The following is an 18,322-nucleotide window of genomic DNA, read 5'->3' as shown; positions in this document are numbered from 1 at the left end:
GATGATGACAACAGGCAATCCGCTCGACCGTATCGTGGTCGTCGGTGGCGGCATCGCCGGTCTGGCGACGGCCCTGCACCTGGCGCCGCTGCCGGTGACCCTGGTTGTTGCAGCGCCATTGGGGCAGCAAGCCTCCACGCCCTTGGCACAGGGTGGGATCGCGGCCGCCCTCGCAGCCGACGACCACCCTGCCCTGCATGCGGCCGATACCCTTCACGCAGGCGCTGGCTTGAGCGATCCCGATATTGCCGCACGCATTGCAGCCGCTGCCCCTGCCTGCATCGCATGGCTGACTGCTCAAGGCGTGTCCTTTGATCGGACCGGGTCTGGGGATGAGCTGATCCTGGGACTGGAAGCCGCGCATTCGCGCCGGCGAATTGTTCATGCGGATGGTGATGGAACCGGCAAAAGTGTTCTGGACGCGCTCATTCATGCCGTCAGAAACGTCCCCTCGATTCAGATCCTGGAGAACCATCGAAGCACGGATCTGGTGCGCGACGTGAACGGCGCGGTGGCAGGTGTATTGTGCGCGCCCTGCACATCCGAAGGCAGAGATGAGCCCATCCTGATCCCGGGCCGGGGCGTTGTCCTGGCGACAGGGGGGATCGGAGGTCTTTACGCGCACACCACCAATCCTTTGAGCGCGCTGGGTGGCGGACTGGCGCTGGCAGCCCGTGCGGGGGCCGTCCTGCGGGACATCGAGTTCGTTCAGTTCCATCCCACGGCCATCGGGGCCGGTCTCGATCCGATGCCGCTCGCCACCGAGGCCCTGCGCGGTGAAGGGGCAGCGCTTGCCAATGGCCGGGGTGAGCGGTTCATGCACGACATCCCGGGAGCGGAACTCGCGCCTCGCGATGTGGTGGCGCGGGCAATTTTTGCTCAGATCTGTGCGGGTGAGCGCGTGTTCCTCGATACGCGACATGTGCTGGGTGAACGCATCACTCAAAAATTTCCTGGTGTGACCGCGCTGTGCCGGGCAGCTGGAATCGATCCGATCCGCGATCCCATTCCCGTGCGCCCGGCCGCTCACTACCACATGGGCGGGATCAAGGTGGACGATCAGGGCCGCAGCTCCGTCGACGGGCTCTGGGTCTGTGGTGAAGCTGCATCGACAGGTCTGCACGGGGCGAACCGGCTTGCAAGCAACTCGCTTCTCGAGGCACTGGCCTATGCTGTCTGGATTGCTGATGACATCAGGGGCAAGGCAAGCCCGTTGTCGGCAGCGAAGCCGCTCTCGCCATTCCCTCGTGTTCGCCATGGGCCGATCTCTGCTCGGCCGTCTGCGCATCTGCCGCAGATCCGGCCGGTTATGGATCGACAGGTCGGGGTGCTGCGTGATGCGGCTGGATTGCAGCAGGCCATCCGCCACTTCAGCGCGATGACACATGAGGCGCACGCGACGGGCGAGCGCGATGCAGCGCTAGTCGGCCTGATGATCGCAACAGCAGCCTATTCCCGGCAAGAGAGCCGGGGTGCACATCAGCGGCTGGATTACCCGGATCGAATGCCAGAACAGCATACTGAGATGACCCTCGATCAGGCGCTGCGCATCGCGGCGCAGATCGACAACGGGACAGCCGCGCCTGCCAGGAGAGTTGCATGAGACCGATAGCCGCCCTCACACAAGACGCCTTAGCTCCGCTTCCCCATCTGCTGGTGGAGCCTATTGTGCGCGCGGCGCTGCTCGAGGATCTCGGCCGGGCTGGCGACATCACGACGGACGCCGTCATTCCCGCAGAGGCCAGACTGCGTGGGGCCATTGCGGCGCGCGTGTCCGGTGTGGTCGCGGGCGTCGACGTTGCGCGCCTGGCCTTCACCTTAATCGATCCTGCCGTCATGGTCGCCATTGATCGCCCGGAAGGCAGTCGCGTCGAACGGGGAGAAGCGGTTCTCCGGCTGGAAGGGCCGGCCCGGAGCATTCTCTCGGCGGAGCGCGTTGCCCTTAATCTGCTCTGCAGGCTGTCGGGTATTGCCACAGCCACATCCGCGCTCGTCGAAGCCGTTCGGCCCCACGGGCCTGCGCGGATCGTCTGCACGCGTAAGACCACGCCAGGATTACGCGCTCTTGAGAAGCAGGCCGTGCGGGCCGGAGGGGGAGCCAACCACCGCTTCGGGCTCGATGATGCCGTTCTGATCAAGGACAATCACATCGCTCTTGCCGGAGGCGTCCGGCCGGCGCTGGAGCGGGCGCGCGCAGCCGTTGGCCATCTCGTCAAGATCGAGATCGAGGTCGATACCCTCGATCAGCTGGATGAGGTGTTGGAAATTGGCGCCGATGCCATTCTTCTCGATAACATGAACCCGGATACCCTCTCGGAGGCAGTGAGGCGCGTCAACAGACGGGCTATCACCGAAGCCTCCGGGCGGATCACGGCTGCAACAGCACCAGCAATCGCAGCGACAGGGGTGGATCTGATCTCGACCGGCTGGATCACGCACAGCGCGCCGATTCTTGACCTCGGTCTGGACGTTGCCTAAAGCATCGGGCGTGAAAAGCGGAATCCACTTTTCACGCCCGATGCTTCCTTTCTAGAGCAGCGCATTGTTCAGAGCGGAAAACCGGGTCCACTTTTCACTGACGTGGCCCTTCGGGTCGCTAGCGCGGCCCGCCGGGTCCGCACGATGCGCTAGAGCAAAACTGCGGGACCTCGGAAAGGTGCCTGACAAGAAAAAAGCCGGGCCAAAGGCCCGGCATGAAGTGAGGTCCGACAAATAACAGTCAAAACCTTCCAGAGGGAACGGCCGACACGGCAGCGCCGGGAGGAAGAAAAGCGGTGCCGCGTTGAAATCAGCCAATGCCCATATCGGCTGCATTCGACTTATTTGCAATGCAACATGCCTCATGAAAGGGCTGCGCTGGATGCATGCTTCTGATGTCGCAGTGAACAAGTAGAAGAATTTTCTTCATTGGCTTCATGCGCCAGCACCTTCAGCAGCCGTGGAGGTAGCGCACATACTCATCTCTCACGAAACATAAGGCACCAGAACCCTATTGGCCCCAAATCTCGGCAGCATATCGATGCGCGGGAGTCTTCTCGGGCGCCACGCATGCTGCAGCACCAGCTGCCTCCACCTTGATGAGCCGCCTCCCGCTATACCGGCAAAGTCAATGCAACGGTGTCGGCCACTTCGAGAATCCGCGGCTGCAAGCGCTGCGGGCGGCCTCAGGACGAACGGGTCGGATCGGTGAGCGGGTCGGTGATGTCATGAACCTGCGTGCCCAGATCCGCTGTCGGCCAGCCGGTCTGGCGCTCGATCATGCGCCGGACACGCGGCCTGTCGGGCCCCTGATGCAGCGCCCGCAGCCGTTCACCCACCGCAGCATCAGCTTGTGTGATGCGCTGGTTGTGCCGCACGTATTCCAGCCAGGTGGGGCTGTGATAGCGCTCGACCCAGATTTCCGGGTTTTCCAGGTCCCGCAACAGCGTCCAGTGGCGCGCACCATCCCGGCGGCGGATCCGCCGCCGCTCAGCCATAACAGCCAGGAACGCCACGACATCCGCTTCACGGATCACGTATTCGATTGTGATTACGATCGGACCGCTGCGCTGGCGGATGTCGACGGCGACGTTGGGCTCGGTCCACCGGTTGAGCGGATCAAGGTTCAGCGTCTTCAGCTCCGGCAAGGGAAGCCACAAGCCCAGCACCGCTCCGACCACCAGCACTCCTGCCGAGATCAGCAGAGCGTCCGTGGTCCCGAAACGCTCGGCCGTCCCGCCCCAGATCCAGCTACCGAAGGCCATACCGCCGAAGGTGGCCATCTGGTAGAGTGCGAGAGCGCGGCCGACGACCCAGCGCGGCGACGACAACTGCACGGTCGCATTGAAACCGGAAAGCGCCAGGACCCAGCTCGCCCCACCAAGCGCCATCGCGATGAGGGTCAGGAGCGCCAGGGAGCTCAGCCCGGCAACCGTTGCGCATATCGCGAAGCTGAGGAAGGCAATGCGCACGAGAGCCTCGAGCGACAGCGCCTGCCGCAGACGGGTGCTGAGAAGAGCCCCACCGACAGCGCCAGCGCCGAAGGCTCCGAGCAGGAGACCATAGGTGAGCGGACCACCTTGGATCAGGTCGCGGGCGACAAGCGGCATCAGGGCCTGGACGGCAATGGCTGCCAGGCCGAACACCGCTCCCCGCAGCAGCACCACGCCGAGATTGGGGGACATGGCTACGTAGCGGATCCCTGCCGCCATGGCAGACCCGAGGGCTTCCGGCGGCAAGGCCCTGGGCACCTGAACCGGCTGCCAGCGGGCCAGGACGGTAATCAGCCCGAGATAGCTGATCGCATTCACCGCAAAGGCGGCGAAGGCGCCCACCGTTGCGACGATGAGGCCACCGAGCGCCGGCCCCAGGCTTCGCGCGATGTTGAAGCCCATGCTGTTGAGAGCAATTGCAGCCGGCAGATCCGAACGGGGCACCATCTCACCCACCAGCGACTGCCAGGCCGGTCCGTTGAAGGCAGTGCCGCAGCCGACCAGGAAGGTGAAGGTGAGCAGGAGCCAGGGTGTTACCAGCCCGAAATAGGCGCACAAGGTCAGGGCCACCGAAACCGCGAGCAGGAAGAGCTGCGAGGCGAGCATCAGCTTGCGGCGGTCGAAGTTGTCGGCAATGGCGCCGGCCATGAGCGAGAACAGCATGATCGGGAGCGTCGTCGCGGCCTGCACCAGGGCGATGAGATCCGCCGAGGCACCGATGGAGGTCATCAGCCAGGCCGCCCCGACCGACTGGATCAGCCCGCCGAAGTTCGAGGCGAGGCTTGCGACCCAAACAGCAAGGAAGATGCGATGTCTGAAAGGCGACAAAGACGATCCCGTGCTGGTCGATGCTTCGGTGGTGTCTGTTGGCATGTGGGTCTCGATGGAGCCAAGGACGGCTAGGTAGAGTCTATCAGATGTTCTGCCAGGGCCAGCCAAGCCATCCGAACCGGGGATGGCGCGCAGGGATTCGACCCTAGTTCCGATCTAACTATCAGAGGGACCCGCTCGCCACTCTGCTTTGTCGGTTTCCAGGTCGGCTCGCAGCGCGCCTGCAGCCGGGATCTATCAGACTCCAGCCACGGCGTAAGCGCTTGCGGCTGCCAGACTGGAGAGGCTGTGCTCATTTTTCCGAAGGCACGACAGCCGTCGCCTCGATTTCGAGGAGTGCCTTCTTTTCCACCAGCCGCACGACTTGAACCAGGGCCATAGCCGGGTAATGCGTTCCGAAGACAGTCTGATAGGCGTGACCCAAGTCACGCAGGTTGGCCATGTAATCATCAATGTCGACGACATACCAGGTTAGCCGGACGACATGGTGCGGCTTGGCCCCGCCCTCCGCCAGAATGGTGCAGATATTCTCCAACACCTGGCGCGCCTGCGCGACGAAGCCTTCAGGAAACTCGCCCACCTCGTTCCAGCCCACGATCCCGCCTGTTACGACGATCCGCCCCTCTGCCATCATGCCGTTCGAATAGCCCTTGGGAATCGGCCAATTCTTCGGCTGCAGAACCTCGATGCCACCGTTCAGGACGGGCGTGGCTTGAGAACCTGTAGAGACCGTCATCGGCATTTCTCCTGTAGTGTTCCAAGGCCACGCGCCTTGGAGCAACTCGTTTGCTGCTAACCGACGGGGTTTGCCCGCTTCAGGTCCGATTGCTCAACGAGCCCCGGAATGAGATCGATCTATCATCTTCAGAAGCTCGCGCGCGATCACGACCTTCTGCACTTCCGTTGCACCCTCATAGATGCGCAGCGCACGATTTTCACGGTAGAGTTCCTCGACCTTCACGCCCTTGGTCACTCCGAGACCGCCGAAGATCTGGACCGCCTTGTCGATGACACTTTGGGCGGCCTCGGTAGCGTACATCTTGGCCATCGCAGCCTCTCGCGTCACCCGGAACGCGCCTTGATCCTTCGTCCACGCAGCGCGGTAGACAAGGAGTGCTGCGGTGTCGACGTCTGTCGCCATGTCGGCCAAGGCGGCTTGCGTCATCTGGAGCTCTGCCAAAGGCGCCCCGAAGAGATGCCGGGAGGAGGCATGGCGCAAGGCCTCATCCATGGCCCGGCGGGCAAATCCGAGCGATGCGGCTCCGACAGTCGAGCGAAAGACATCCAGGGTCGCCATGGCGACCTTGAAACCTTCTCCCGGATTACCGATCCGCTTCGTCAACGGGACCCTGCAACCCTCGAAACGCAGGGTTGCAAGCGGGTGCGGCGCGATAACGTCGATGCGGTTTTCAATGACGAGACCGGGCGTGTCGGCATCGACCACATAGGCGGACAATCCCCTCGCGCCTGGAGCCTCGCCGGACCGTGCGAAGACGACATAGTAATCCGCAATTCCGCCGTTGGAGATCCACGTCTTCAGGCCGTCAATCCGCACATGATCAGGACCATCCGGAACTGCGGTCGTGCTCATGGCCGCAACGTCCGATCCAGCCTCAGGCTCGGACAGTGCGAAGGCCGCGATGGCCTCACCGCGGGCCACCTTCGGCAGGTAGTGTTGCTTCACATCTTCAGAACCAAAAAGACTGATCGGGCCGGAGCCGAGACCCTGCATCGCGAAAGCAAAATCCACAAGCCCGTCCTGATAGGCCAGCGTTTCGCGGGACAGGCAAAGCGTTCGAACGTCGAGGGTCGGATAGAGTCCGCCATAAGGTTCCGGTACGGCAGCTCTCAACCATCCATCGTCGCCGAGCTTGCGCACGATGCGGCGGCACGATCCGTCCACATCGCCCTGATCGATAAGACCGTGAGACTCAGTCTCAACCCAGGTCCTCAACGCCTCTGCATACCGAAGGTGACGATCTTCGAAGAAGGGCCACTTCAGGAAGGTGGCATCAATCATGTCAGTCTCCCTGGAAGACCGGCTTCTCTTTCGCCGCAAAGGCCCTGTAAGCGCGGGCGAAATCCTCCGTCGTCATGCACAGGGCCTGAGCGACGGCTTCCGCCTCAATCGCTTCCTCCACAGACATGGCCCATTCCATGGCAAGCATGCGCTTGGTCATCGTATTGGCGTAAGTCGGTCCCGAACCGATCTCCCGCGCCAAGGCCTTTGCCTCGCGAAGGAGTTCCGCCTCGTCGACGAGACGACTGAAGAACCCCCAGCGTTCGCCTTCCTCAGCCTTCATGAAACGGCCCGTGTAAAGGAGTTCCGAGGCTCTCCCCTGACCGATGATGCGTGGCAGGATCGCACAAGCGCCCATATCGCAGCCGGCCAGCCCAACCTTGTTGAACAGGAACGCCACCTTGGCGCTTGGCGCCGCGAGCCGCAGATCGGACGCCATGGCGATGATGGCTCCGGCGCCGGCGCAGATCCCCTCGACGGCCGCGATCACAGGCTGCGGAGCAGCCCGCATGGCTTTCACCAGTTCGCCGGTCATGCGCGTGAAGGCCGTCAGCCCCTTCGTGTCCATCTCGACCAAGGGCCCGATGATTTCGAGCACATCACCACCGGAGGAAAAGTTGCCGCCGGCACCTGTCACAACGATGGCCCTGACGTTGTCGTCCTTCGCACAGGCGTGAAAGAAGTCGGTCAGTTCACGGTAACTCTCGAATGTCAGCGGATTCTTCTTCTCCGGACGGTTGAATGTGATCGTTGCGACCGGACCCTCTACCGAGAGGAGGAAGTGACAAGGCTTATACTCGGCGAGGGGCAACGTGACCGGGTTGGCGAACTGCATCACTGAACCACTCCCATGATGGCGTTTTTGGCGGAAAGCTTTGTCTTGGCGAGCAGGCGCATCAGATCCTTCTGCTCCCTCTGCGTCAGCCCGCCAAAGATCTCGGCGATCCACGCCTCGTGCTCGGCAGCCATCGCGCGGAACTCCTTGCGACCGGCTGGCGTCAGGTTGATGATCTGAGCCCTCCGGTCGATCTCGGAGACGCGGCGTTCGATGTGTCCGGAGGCGACGAGCCGGTCGACCAGGCTGGTGAGATTGCCGTTCGACACCATCATCCGCTTCGAGAGGTCCGAGAGCGTCATCCCCTCCGGTGTTTTGTCGAGTTGCGCCATCAGGTCGAAGCGGGGAAGTGTCACGTCGAACCGGTCACGCAGGCGACGGCGGACCTCGCCTTCGATCAGCGTCGAGCATGTCAACAGCCGGAGCCAGAGCCGAAGTTCGTCACGGTGATCTTCCGGCATCTCGAGAGCCTTCGTCTCGGCATCAAGCGGGATTGTCTGGTTGCTCATATCAAATCTCTCCACCTGCCACCGCGATGGCTTGGCCCGTCACGGAGCGTGCGCCCTCGCCGCACAGCCACAAGACCGCATCGGCAACTTCCGACGGGCTGATCAGTCTTTGCTGGGGATTGTGCTTTATAAATTCGCTCAGAGCCTGTTCGCGCGTTCTGCCCGTCTTTGCCATGACGCGCTCAAGACTCTCCGTCACAAGATCCGTATCGGTGAATCCAGGGCAGACGGCGTTGACGGTAACGCCCGTCGTGGCGATCTCCAGCGCGAGCGCCCGCACGAAACCGATAACCGCGTGTTTCGCCGCGCAATAGGCACTCACGTAAGGATAACCCTTCAGGCCCGCCGTCGATGCCACTGCGATGATGCGTCCGAAGCCCCGCTCGGTCATAGAACCGAGTACCGCGTGCGTGACGTTGGTCACGCCGAGCAGATTGACGTCCAGCATCTGCCGGAACACGGCCGGAGTAGACTTCAGGAACGGCGCCGAGACCGCTGATCCGGCATTGGCGATCATGAGATCCACGGGTCCATGCCACGAAACGGCAGCCTGAACGGCGGCCCGAACGGCATCCGGATTGGTGACGTCCGCCACAGAGGCAGCATGGGCATCACCTTCTGATACGACGCGATCCAGGGTTGCCTGATTCCGGCCGAGGATGGTGACCTTGGCCCCCGCCCCTGCAAGCGTCCTGGCAATGGCGCGTCCTATGCCGCGCCCGCCGCCCGTGACAATTGCATGGCGGCCCTGAAGAGGGTTCATATCCATATCATTCCGCGGCGAGGGACTTCCCGCCGGCCTCCATTTTCAGTTCGGCCCGCGTCTTCGGCTTGGCCTTCACCTTGAGTTCCTCAAGATCCTGCCGGTCGCGGACGGAATTACGGAAAATCTGGTCCTTGCCCATCAGGTATTGCGGCGGGCAATGAATATCCTTCGCGCCATACCATGCGGCCGCCTTCATGGTGAAGAACGGGTCCACCAGATGGGGCCTCCCAAGCGCGACGAGGTCGGCGCGGCCCGCAGCCAGAATGGTATTGACCTGATCGGCCGTGGTGATGTTGCCGACGCACATGGTGGCGACCTGCGCCTCATTGCGCACCTGATCGGAGAACGGCGTCTGGAACATGCGTCCATAGACCGGCCGGGCCTCCCGCACGGTCTGGCCTGTCGAGACATCGACAAGGTCGACGCCATGTTCGGCGAAGGAGCGCGCGACCTCAACGGCATCCTCCCCCGCGATGCCGCCCTCGGCCCAGTCGGTGGCTGAAATGCGCACGGACATAGGCTTATGCGCCGGCCAGACCTCGCGCATGGCGTCGAAGATCTCCAGCGGATAGCGCAGACGGTTTTCGAGCGGACCACCATAATCGTCCGTGCGCCGGTTGGTGAGGGGAGAGATGAAGCTCGCCAGCAGATAGCCGTGAGCGCAGTGGAGCTCGAGCATGTCGAACCCGGCCCGGTCTCCGCGCTCTGCCGCAGCGACGAACTGCGCCTTGATGGCCTCCATATCGGCGCGGGTCGCCTCGCGCGGCACCTTGCTGTCGGGGAAATAGGGAATGGGCGAAGCGGAGCAGATGTCCCATCCACCCGTGTCCAAGGGGCGATCCATGCCCTCCCACATGAGCTTCGTGGCGCCCTTGCGTCCGGAATGACCGAGCTGCAGACAGAACTTCGCGGCTGAGTTGGCATGAACGAAATCGACGATGCGCCTCCAAGCCGCCTCCTGCTCGTCGTTCCACAGACCCGTGCAGCCGAGGGTGATGCGAGCCTCGGGCGAAACGCAGGTCATCTCGGTGAAGATCAGGCCAGCACCGCCCGTGGCGCGGGAGCCATAATGGACAAGGTGCCAGTCGCCAGGAACACCATCTTCGGCAGAGTATATATCCATCGGAGACACGACCACGCGATTCTCGAGGGTCATGTCACGAAGCCGGAAGGGCTGGAACATCGGCACATTCGGATTGTCGACGGACACGTCGAAGCCCTTATCCCTCACCTGCCGTGCGAAGGTGCGATCGACGGCAGCCACGAAATCCGGCGCACGCAGGCGCAGGTTGTCGTAGGTGATCGCCTTGGCGCGGGTCATCACACCGAAAGCGAACTGCACCGGATCGAAATGCCAGAAACGCGCGACATGCTCGAACCAGACGAGGGACACGTCGGCGGCGTGCTGGGTTTTCTCCACCTCCTCGCGCCGACCCGTCTCGTAAAACGACAAGGCCCGTTCGACATTGGAATCGCGGCGGAAGGCTTCGTAAAGGGCGATGGCGTCCTCCATGGCGAGCTTGGTGCCCGAACCGATGGAGAAATGAGCCGATCCCTTGGCATCGCCGATCAGCACCTTGTTGCCCATGACCCAACGCTTGTTGCGGATCATCGGGAAGTTGCGCCAGAGAGAGCGATTGGTGAGAATCTTGTGTCCGTTCAGGAACCAGCCGAAGATCTGCTCCATGAGAGCAGCGGATTCCTCCTCTGTCTTCTGGCCGAGCCCGGCACGGTTGAAGGTTTCGGGATCAGTCTCGAACACCCAGGTGGAGCGGTTCGCCTCGTACTGGTAGGCATGAGCGATGAACGGTCCCCATTCGGTCTCCTGGAAGATGAAGGTGAAGGCATCGAGCGGCCTGGTGGATCCCATCCAGGCGAACTTGTTGGGCCTTAGATCCACCTCAGGCTGGAAGTGGTCTGCATAGCGATCCCGGAAGCGACTGTTGATACCGTCGGCCACGACGACGAGATCCGCATCGGCGAACAGGTTCTCGTCGTCAACATCCACTTGGTAGCGCAGCCTCACGCCGAGCTCTTCCGCGCGGTCCTGCAGGATGAGCAGCAGCGTACGGCGCGAGCAGCCGCAAAATCCGTTGCCGCCGATGCGGTGCTCGGTTCCCCTGAAGTGGATCGCGATGTCGTCCCAATAGGCAAACTCGCGCGTGATCCTCTGGTAGCTTGGCAGGTCGTATTTCTCGAAGTTGTCGAGGGTCGCATCAGAAAAGACGACGCCGAAGCCGAAGGTGTCGTCGGCGCGATTGCGCTCATAGACCGTGACATCCGCCCCCGGCTGTAGCTTCTTCATCAGGATAGCGAAATAGAGACCCGCAGGGCCCCCGCCGATGATCGCCGTTTTCATGAAGGTCGCCTCCAAGGCAATGCGCAATTGTTTTAAGCATAAAATAATTTCGAATCAACCTCCTGAGCGGCGGGACGCGATGGGCACTGTCGTTCTGCATTGGCTTCGCTCGGCGGTCTTAGCTGACCCAAGCTCAACATTGGCTTTGAACCGGGCTGGATCGTGAGCGAATCCGGGGCGCCGGGCTTCATCAGAAGTGCAACCCTTCTGCCCGACGCTACATCTCAAAGGATCCCGGCTTCACGTGATTGCTCCGCGGCCATCTGACGAAGCTGGAACCGTTGCAGCTTTCCTGTCTGGGTGCGGGGAAGAGCGTCAACATATTCGATGAGGCGCGGATACTTGTAAGGCGCGATCTCTGCCTTCACATGGTCCTGCAACGCCTTGGTCAGATCGGCGCTGGGTCTGAAGTCGGAGCGCAGGACCACATAGGCCTTCACGACCGTTCCGCGCCCGTCATCGGGAGCGCCCACCACTCCGCATTCGGCCACCGCCGGGTGGGTGAGGAGCGCCGCCTCGACCTCGGGTCCCGCGATGTTGTAGCCCGCTGAGATAATCATGTCGTCGGAACGCGCCTGATACCAGAAATACCCGTCCTCATCCATGAGGTAGGTGTCTCCGGTGACGTTCCAGCCATTCTGTACATATTTGCGCTGCCGCTCGTCGGCGAGATAGCGGCACCCGGTCGGCCCACGGACGGCCAGACGACCGATGCTGCCGGGGGGCAGGGTGCGGCCCTCGTCATCGATGACCTTCGCCTCATATCCGGGAACGGGTTTGCCGGTGGCCCCCGGGCGGATGTCCTCCTCGGCCGCGGCGATGAAGATGTGGAGCATCTCCGTCGCGCCGATCCCGTCCATCAGCTTGATGCCGGTTGCGTTCCTCCAGGCCTCAAACGTATCTTTGGGCAGCGGCTCCCCAGCGGAAACGCATTTTCGCAGCGAGGAGAGATCGCGGTCCGCCAGCTTGGCCAGCATGGCGCGATACGCCGTCGGGGCCGTGAAGCAGATCGTGGCGTTGTACTGCATGGTGGCCGCGAGGAGGTCGTCGGGCCCTGCCTTCTCCAGCAGAACGGTCGAGGCGCCCACCCTCATGGGGAAGAGGACGAGCCCGCCGAGCCCGAAGGTGAAGGCCAAGGGGGGAGAGCCGATAAATCTATCGTTTGGCTCGGGCCGCAGCACATTGCGGGAATAACCATCGCAGACCGCCAGCATGTCGCGATGGAAATGCATGGTGCCCTTCGGCTCACCGGTCGTGCCGGAGGTGAAGCCGATGAGGCAGACATCGTCCGCTGCCGTATCGACCGCATCGAACTCGGGTGAAGCCTCGGCGATCAGCGCCTCGAGGCTGTCGGGCTCGCCCGAGCCCCAGTACACCACATGCTGCAGATCCGGCGCCATGGCCTTCGCACGCTCCATCTCCTCCGCGAGGCGATGGTCACACAGCGCGATGCCGATCCTGGCCTTGTTCAACGGATAGGCAATCTCCTTGGCTCGCAGCATCGGCATGGTCGCAACGACGACGCCGCCCGCCTTCAGCACGGCCAAATAGGCCGCAACCATCATCGGGTTGTTGGCCGAGCGGAGCAGAACACGATTGCCCGGCACGAAACCAAGCCGGTGCACAAGCACATTGCAGATCCGGTTCACCCGCTCCTGAAGCTCGCCATAGGTGAGCGTCTCGGCAGGGCTGATGAGACAGGGCTCGTCGCCCCTGCCCCCATCGATCCACCGATCGAGGAAGGCCACGGCGCAATTGAGCCGCTCCGGATATTGAAGCTCCGGACGGGCAAACAGAAAGTTCGGCCATTGATCTCGAGGCGGAAGATTGTCCCGTGTGAAGGTATCGACATGTGCCGTGTTCGCCATCGCTGGGCTCCCATTGTTCTCGCCTGACCGACGATGCGCTGCGATGATCGATAGGGCTAAGATCGACCTCTTTCGGGCCAATACGCAGCTTCATGACCACCAGAGCCTCAGCCGGGATTTATCGATCAAGTCTCTCTCGCCACCTGCCTATCTGCAGAACACTACACTTGAACCTACCTCGAATTTATTTAAAGCCTAAAATATTTATTGGCAATCCTGATGATCGAATCTAACATTCGTCCTCTGTCGAAAGCGGAGTATTCGGCGGGATCGTTTTGCGGCAGTATAGCGCCGACTTTCCGTCGAGGCGTCTCACGTCCCGCCGGGAACAATCATGCAGCACGGCAAACGTGCGCAGGGAACAGCGACTCGGGAGACCATGATGAACGTGACGATCAAGACCCTTGGCCTGGCAGCGGCCGTGACACTGGCTGCAGCCCCCGCCATGGCGCAGGAGAAGCTGAAGATCGGCCTGCTCCTGACCCTCTCCGGCCCCTCGGCCGTCCTCGGCCAGCACGCCCGAGATGGTTTTCAGCTCGCCGTGAAGGATCTCGGCGGCAAGCTCGGCGGACGGGATGTCGAAGTGATCGTCGTCGACGACGAACTGAAGCCCGACGTGGCGGTCACGAAGGTCAAGGGCCTTCTGGAGCGCGACAAGGTGGACTTCGTCGTAGGTCCCATCTTCTCGAACGTGGCGGTTGCCACCCACAAGCCGATCGTCGATTCCAAGACGTTCTACATCAGCGTGAATGCCGGCCCCTCGAACCTCGCCGGCAAGAGCTGCAATCCTTACTTCTTCGCCACCTCCTACCAGAACGATCAGAACCACGAGGTTCTCGGCAAGGTGGCCCAGGACCGCGGCTACAAGAAAGTCTATCTGCTCGCTCCGAACTATCAGGCCGGCAAGGATGCGCTCGCCGGCTTCAAGCGCCACTACAAGGGCGAGGTCATCGAGGAATCCTACGTTCCCCTCAACACCCTGGATTTCCAGTCGGAGCTTGCGAAGATCGCCTCCATGCAGCCCGATGCGATTTTTACCTTCATGCCGGGCGGCATGGGCGTGAACCTGGTCAAGCAGTATCGCGCCGCAGGCCTTGCCGACCGCATTCCGTTCCTCTCGGCCTTCACGGTCGACGAGACGAACCTGCCCGCGCAGCAGGACGCTGCCGTCGGCATGCTCAGCGGCTCGAACTGGGCTCCCAACCTGGACACCCCGCAAAACAAGAAGTTCGTCGCGGCCTACGAGGCGGCCTACAACACCGTGCCGGCCTCTTACGCCATGCACGCCTATGATGCCGCCCTCCTCATCGACAGCGCCCTCAAGGCGACGGGCGGCAAGACCGAGGACAAGGATGCCCTGCGCGCCGCCATCAAGAAGGCGGATTTCAAATCCCTGCGCGGAGACTTCAAATTCGGGGCGAACGGCTTCCCGATCCAGGACTTCTATCTCGTGAAGGCCGCCAAGCGCCCGGACGGCAAGCTCGAGACGGAGGTGGTGGAGAAGGTGTTCGACGACTATACGGACGCCTATGCCAAGGAATGCGCAATCACGAATTAAGGCGCAAAGGGATGGGCCTGTCTGCTCCGGGCACTGCCTCGAGCAGATTGGCCTTTCCTCTTTTGGTTCATGATTGCGCTCCTATCCCGTGAGTGCCCAAGCGGGCACCCAACCGATGCAGGCCTGCTGCCAGCGATGTGCCTATGACTGCAACACTCTTTTTTATCCAGGCTCTGAACGGCCTTCAGTTCGGGCTCATTCTCTTCCTCATTGCGGCCGGTCTGACCCTTGTCTTTGGAGTGATGGACTTCATCAACCTGGCCCATGGCGTGCAGTATATGGTCGGAGCCTATCTGGTTGCCGCCTTCAGTGCCTGGACGGGCAGCTTCGGCTGGGGGCTTCTTCTCGCGCTCCCCACCGCCCTCGCTTTCGGTCTGCTTCTCGAAGTCCTCATCTTCCGGCACCTCTATGACCGGGACCATCTCGATCAGGTGCTCGCGACTTTCGGCGTTATCCTGTTCTTGAACCAGGGTGTGAAGTTCGTCTGGGGAGCGGCCCCGCTGAGCGTGCCCGTGCCGGAGATGCTGTCGGGATCGGTGGAGATCATGGATGGTCTTCTCTACCCGGTCTACCGCATTGCCATCATCACGGCAGGCCTTCTCGTTGCGGCGCTTCTCTACGTTCTCGTCAGCCATACGCGGGTCGGAATGCTGGTGCGCGCGGGTGCCACGAATGCGCCGATGGTATCGGCGCTCGGCGTCAACATCCGACGGCTGTTCATGATCGTATTCGGCTTTGGGGCCATGCTCGCGGGCTTTGCCGGAGCCATGGTTGCGCCGATCCTCTCCGTACAGCCCGGCATGGGCGACAACATCCTTATCCTGGCCTTCGTCGTGATCGTGATCGGCGGCATCGGCTCGATCCGCGGGGCCTTCCTGGCCGCGCTCCTGATCGGCCTCGTCGATACGCTCGGACGCTCGTTCTTGCCCAACCTCCTCCGCCTCGTCCTCGACCCGTCTGCTGCGAGCCAGACCGGGCGGGCGATTGCGCCAATGCTGATCTATATCTTCATGGCTGCCGTGCTGTTCTTCCGCCCCTCCGGTCTGTTCCCGGCGAAGCGATAGAGGCGTAGCGATGACAGAACTGACTCAAGTACGGTCTGCTCCCATGCCATCTGCCGTTGCGCGCTTCGAGCTTTTTCCCCTCGTCGTCTTCGCGGTGTTTGCGGCAGCGCCTTTCCTGGCATCGGCGTCAGGAGCGGAGGGCTATGTGCTGTCGCTCCTCACCCGGGTGATGATCTTCGGCCTTGCGGCGATGTCGCTCGATCTCATTCTCGGCTATGGCGCGCTCGTGAGCTTCGGCCACGCAGCCTTCTTCGGCATCGGAGCTTATGCGGTGGGCATCCTGTCGAGCCACGGCGTCGAGGATGCGCTCATTCAGGTTCCCGTCGCCCTTGCAGCATCGGCGTTCTTCGCTGCCGTGACAGGAGCGATCTCGCTGAGGACGAAGGGTGTGTATTTCATCATGATCACCCTCGCCTTCGCGCAGATGCTCTATTTCCTCGCCTCGTCGCTGGCCGCCTATGGCGGTGATGACGGCCTGACGCTTCCATCGCGCAGCCTTGTGGCTGGCTCGAGCCTTCTCGAAAACGACTTTGCGCTTTATGGCGCGACCCTGGTCTGCCTCATCGGCGCCTACATCCTGTCCAGATCGATCGTGGCATCCCGCTTCGGACGCGTCCTGCGCGGAGCGAAGGAAAATGCTGTTCGCATGGAAGCCATCGGCTTCCAGCCCCTCCACTTTCAACTCACGGCTTATGTGATCAGTGGCATGATGGCGGGGTTGGCCGGGTGCCTGCTGGCCAATCAGGCAGAATTCGTCAGCCCGGCCTTCATGACCTGGCAGCGCTCTGGCGAGCTGATCTTCATGGTCGTGCTCGGCGGGCTCGGCTCGCTTCATGGTGCAATCATCGGCGCGGCAGCCTTTCTGCTCCTGGAGGAGTTCCTGCCCGAAATTCTTCATGCGGCGGGCTTCTTCCTGAGCGACGATCTCCGTTGGCGTCTCACGGAAAACTGGCAGATGGTCTTCGGCCCTATCCTTATTCTTGTCGTGCTATTCGCCCGCGGCGGCATCATGGGTCTCCTGCGGCGGGGTCATCATGGCTGAGCCTCTCCTCGAGCTGCGCAATCTCCGGAAGACCTATGGTGCTGTCGTCGTCACCGACGATGTGAATCTCTCCGTTTATCCCGGCGAACTGCACGCCGTTATCGGGCCGAACGGCGCTGGCAAGACGACGCTCATTCACCAAATCTCGGGCCTGGTGAGCTCCGATTCCGGACAGGTCCTGTTCGATGGCGAGGATATCACTTACCTGCCCATGCACGAGCGGGTTCGGCGCGGTCTCGCTCGCTCGTTCCAGATCACGTCGATCCTCCCTGCATTCTCCGCCCTCGATAACGTGGCGCTCGCAGTCCAGGCACGCTCGGGATCGAGCTTCCGCTTCTTCGGTAACGCAGCAAAGGAGAGAACGCTGAACGAGGCCGCCATGGAATGCCTGAACGTGGTTGGGATTGGTCCGCGTGCCCCCGTTCCGGCGGGCCTTCTTTCCCATGGGGAGAAGCGGCAGCTTGAACTCGCCATCGGACTTGCAACGCGACCGAAGCTCCTCCTGCTCGACGAACCGCTGGCGGGCACGGGCCATGAAGAATCCCTACGTGTGGTCGAAACTCTGCAGAAGCTCAAGAGCCGCATCACCATTGTGTTGATCGAGCACGACATGGATGCGGTTTTCTCCCTTGCCGATCGCGTCAGCGTTCTGGTCTATGGACGCGTGATCGCCACCGATACGCCAGAGCACATCAGGGCCAACGAGGAGGTGCGCGCCGCGTATCTCGGCGAGGAGGAGAGCCTATGATGCTGTCCGTCCGGCATCTCCAGGCGTCCTACGGCGCGGCCCAAGTCCTGTTCGATGTCTCCCTCGATGTCGACGCTGGCGAAGTGGTGACGCTGCTGGGGCGTAACGGAATGGGCAAGACTACGACCATCAAGTCCATCATGGGCCTGGTGCGCCCGTGCGGCGGCGATATCCGCTTCGACGGAACCATCGTAACGGGGCTCGCGCCCTACAAGATCGCACAGACCGGCATCGGCCTCGTACCGGAGGGGCGGCAGATCTTCCCGACCTTGACGGTCGAGGAGAACCTCGTTGCGACCGCTGCCTCGCGAACCGGCGCGCGCCGCTGGAGCCTGAATGCGGTGTACGAGCTTTTTCCGCGACTGAAGGAGCGCCGGAGCAATCTGGGCACGCAACTTTCCGGCGGCGAACAGCAGATGCTGGCTATTGGCCGGGCGCTCATGACCAACCCGAAACTCCTCATTCTCGATGAGGCGACTGAAGGACTCGCGCCGCTGATCCGCGCGGAGATCTGGTCCTGCCTCAAGCGCCTTCGGGGCGAGCGCCAGTCGATCCTGGTGATCGACAAGAACGTGGACGTGCTTGCGAGCTTCGCTGACCGGCATGTCATCATCGAGAAGGGCCGCTCGGTCTGGACGGGCACGAGTGCGGAGCTCGTTGCCGATCCCAGCATCAAGGAGCGGTATCTCCACGTCTGACGAAGCTTCAGGCCTTTCCCTGACGTTGGATGCGGCCGACGAAATGAGAGCGT

General features: G+C 62.2%; 15 protein-coding genes. 7 read left to right on the top strand and 8 right to left on the bottom strand.

The genetic code is table 11. The annotated features are described in order from the left end of the window. Positions 1 to 4: 4 nt before the first annotated feature. A complete protein-coding gene (locus tag ACUXUR_RS18250) occupies positions 5 to 1,603 on the top strand; it encodes an L-aspartate oxidase (protein ID WP_445503840.1) in 1,599 nt (532 codons plus the stop codon). Beyond that, positions 1,600 to 2,478, top strand: coding sequence for a carboxylating nicotinate-nucleotide diphosphorylase (gene nadC, locus ACUXUR_RS18245; RefSeq protein ID WP_445503773.1), 879 nt, complete (start codon positions 1,600 to 1,602; stop codon positions 2,476 to 2,478). The genes ACUXUR_RS18250 and nadC overlap by 4 nt, the downstream gene beginning before the upstream one ends. Positions 2,479 to 3,164: 686 nt before the next feature. Here nadC and ACUXUR_RS18240 read toward each other — a convergent pair. The 8 genes from ACUXUR_RS18240 to ACUXUR_RS18205 form a co-directional block, all read right to left on the bottom strand. Continuing rightward, positions 3,165 to 4,844: an MFS transporter gene (locus ACUXUR_RS18240; RefSeq protein WP_445503772.1), complete on the bottom strand. Its 1,680-nt coding sequence runs from the start codon at positions 4,842 to 4,844 to the stop codon at positions 3,165 to 3,167. A 250-nt stretch (positions 4,845 to 5,094) separates the two neighbouring features. Then, positions 5,095 to 5,538 carry a RidA family protein gene (locus ACUXUR_RS18235; protein WP_445503771.1) on the bottom strand — a complete coding sequence of 148 codons (444 nt, stop codon included), beginning with the start codon at positions 5,536 to 5,538 and terminating at the stop codon, positions 5,095 to 5,097. 93 nt (positions 5,539 to 5,631) lie between these two features. After that, positions 5,632 to 6,822 (bottom strand): acyl-CoA dehydrogenase family protein, encoded by a 1,191-nt coding sequence (locus ACUXUR_RS18230; RefSeq protein WP_445503770.1) that lies wholly within the window; start codon positions 6,820 to 6,822, stop codon positions 5,632 to 5,634. A gap of 1 nt (position 6,823) precedes the next feature. Beyond that, positions 6,824 to 7,660 carry an enoyl-CoA hydratase family protein gene (locus ACUXUR_RS18225; RefSeq protein WP_445503769.1) on the bottom strand — a complete coding sequence of 279 codons (837 nt, stop codon included), beginning with the start codon at positions 7,658 to 7,660 and terminating at the stop codon, positions 6,824 to 6,826. Then, positions 7,657 to 8,166, bottom strand: a complete 510-nt coding sequence (locus tag ACUXUR_RS18220; protein ID WP_445503768.1) for a MarR family winged helix-turn-helix transcriptional regulator — start codon at positions 8,164 to 8,166, stop codon at positions 7,657 to 7,659. Before ACUXUR_RS18220 ends, ACUXUR_RS18225 begins: the two co-directional genes overlap by 4 nt. Position 8,167: 1 nt before the next feature. After that, entirely contained in the window at positions 8,168 to 8,929 is a 762-nt protein-coding gene (locus ACUXUR_RS18215) for an SDR family NAD(P)-dependent oxidoreductase (protein ID WP_445503767.1), read from the bottom strand. Between the two features lie 7 nt (positions 8,930 to 8,936). Continuing rightward, the gene (locus ACUXUR_RS18210; RefSeq protein ID WP_445503766.1) at positions 8,937 to 11,291 is read right to left on the bottom strand and encodes a bifunctional salicylyl-CoA 5-hydroxylase/oxidoreductase; all 2,355 of its coding nucleotides are present in this window, start codon (positions 11,289 to 11,291) and stop codon (positions 8,937 to 8,939) included. Between the two features lie 224 nt (positions 11,292 to 11,515). Then, the gene (locus tag ACUXUR_RS18205) at positions 11,516 to 13,159 is read right to left on the bottom strand and encodes a benzoate-CoA ligase family protein (RefSeq protein WP_445503765.1); all 1,644 of its coding nucleotides are present in this window, start codon (positions 13,157 to 13,159) and stop codon (positions 11,516 to 11,518) included. Between the two features lie 382 nt (positions 13,160 to 13,541). Between ACUXUR_RS18205 and ACUXUR_RS18200 the strand changes: the two genes are divergently transcribed. The 5 genes from ACUXUR_RS18200 (at position 13,542) to ACUXUR_RS18180 (ending at position 18,269) form a co-directional block, all read left to right on the top strand. Next, entirely contained in the window at positions 13,542 to 14,717 is a 1,176-nt protein-coding gene (locus ACUXUR_RS18200) for an ABC transporter substrate-binding protein (RefSeq protein WP_445503839.1), read from the top strand. A gap of 143 nt (positions 14,718 to 14,860) precedes the next feature. Then, entirely contained in the window at positions 14,861 to 15,781 is a 921-nt protein-coding gene (locus ACUXUR_RS18195) for a branched-chain amino acid ABC transporter permease (RefSeq protein WP_445503764.1), read from the top strand. Between the two features lie 10 nt (positions 15,782 to 15,791). Further along, complete coding sequence (locus ACUXUR_RS18190; protein WP_445503763.1) at positions 15,792 to 16,823, top strand: branched-chain amino acid ABC transporter permease; 1,032 nt, start codon at positions 15,792 to 15,794, stop codon at positions 16,821 to 16,823. After that, positions 16,816 to 17,571, top strand: a complete 756-nt coding sequence (locus ACUXUR_RS18185) for an ABC transporter ATP-binding protein (protein WP_445503762.1) — start codon at positions 16,816 to 16,818, stop codon at positions 17,569 to 17,571. Before ACUXUR_RS18190 ends, ACUXUR_RS18185 begins: the two co-directional genes overlap by 8 nt. Beyond that, complete coding sequence (locus ACUXUR_RS18180; protein WP_445503838.1) at positions 17,571 to 18,269, top strand: ABC transporter ATP-binding protein; 699 nt, start codon at positions 17,571 to 17,573, stop codon at positions 18,267 to 18,269. The genes ACUXUR_RS18185 and ACUXUR_RS18180 overlap by 1 nt, the downstream gene beginning before the upstream one ends. Positions 18,270 to 18,322: the final 53 nt, after the last annotated feature.

It is taken from the genome of Microvirga medicaginis, assembly GCF_052658925.1.
This window is presented reverse-complemented; position numbering and strand designations above follow the sequence as displayed.

Bases quoted from the DNA above. Each gene is read 5' to 3' on its own strand.
- ACUXUR_RS18250 (WP_445503840.1), top strand. From the start codon at position 5: ATGACAACAGGCAATCCGCTCGACCGTATCGTGGTCGTCGGTGGCGGC.
- nadC (WP_445503773.1), top strand. From the start codon at position 1,600: ATGAGACCGATAGCCGCCCTCACACAAGACGCCTTAGCTCCGCTTCCC.
- ACUXUR_RS18240 (WP_445503772.1), bottom strand. From the start codon at position 4,844: ATGCCAACAGACACCACCGAAGCATCGACCAGCACGGGATCGTCTTTG.
- ACUXUR_RS18235 (WP_445503771.1), bottom strand. From the start codon at position 5,538: ATGACGGTCTCTACAGGTTCTCAAGCCACGCCCGTCCTGAACGGTGGC.
- ACUXUR_RS18230 (WP_445503770.1), bottom strand. From the start codon at position 6,822: ATGATTGATGCCACCTTCCTGAAGTGGCCCTTCTTCGAAGATCGTCAC.
- ACUXUR_RS18220 (WP_445503768.1), bottom strand. From the start codon at position 8,166: ATGAGCAACCAGACAATCCCGCTTGATGCCGAGACGAAGGCTCTCGAG.
- ACUXUR_RS18215 (WP_445503767.1), bottom strand. From the start codon at position 8,929: ATGAACCCTCTTCAGGGCCGCCATGCAATTGTCACGGGCGGCGGGCGC.
- ACUXUR_RS18210 (WP_445503766.1), bottom strand. From the start codon at position 11,291: ATGAAAACGGCGATCATCGGCGGGGGCCCTGCGGGTCTCTATTTCGCT.
- ACUXUR_RS18205 (WP_445503765.1), bottom strand. From the start codon at position 13,159: ATGGCGAACACGGCACATGTCGATACCTTCACACGGGACAATCTTCCG.
- ACUXUR_RS18200 (WP_445503839.1), top strand. From the start codon at position 13,542: ATGAACGTGACGATCAAGACCCTTGGCCTGGCAGCGGCCGTGACACTG.
- ACUXUR_RS18195 (WP_445503764.1), top strand. From the start codon at position 14,861: ATGACTGCAACACTCTTTTTTATCCAGGCTCTGAACGGCCTTCAGTTC.
- ACUXUR_RS18190 (WP_445503763.1), top strand. From the start codon at position 15,792: ATGACAGAACTGACTCAAGTACGGTCTGCTCCCATGCCATCTGCCGTT.
- ACUXUR_RS18185 (WP_445503762.1), top strand. From the start codon at position 16,816: ATGGCTGAGCCTCTCCTCGAGCTGCGCAATCTCCGGAAGACCTATGGT.
- ACUXUR_RS18180 (WP_445503838.1), top strand. From the start codon at position 17,571: ATGCTGTCCGTCCGGCATCTCCAGGCGTCCTACGGCGCGGCCCAAGTC.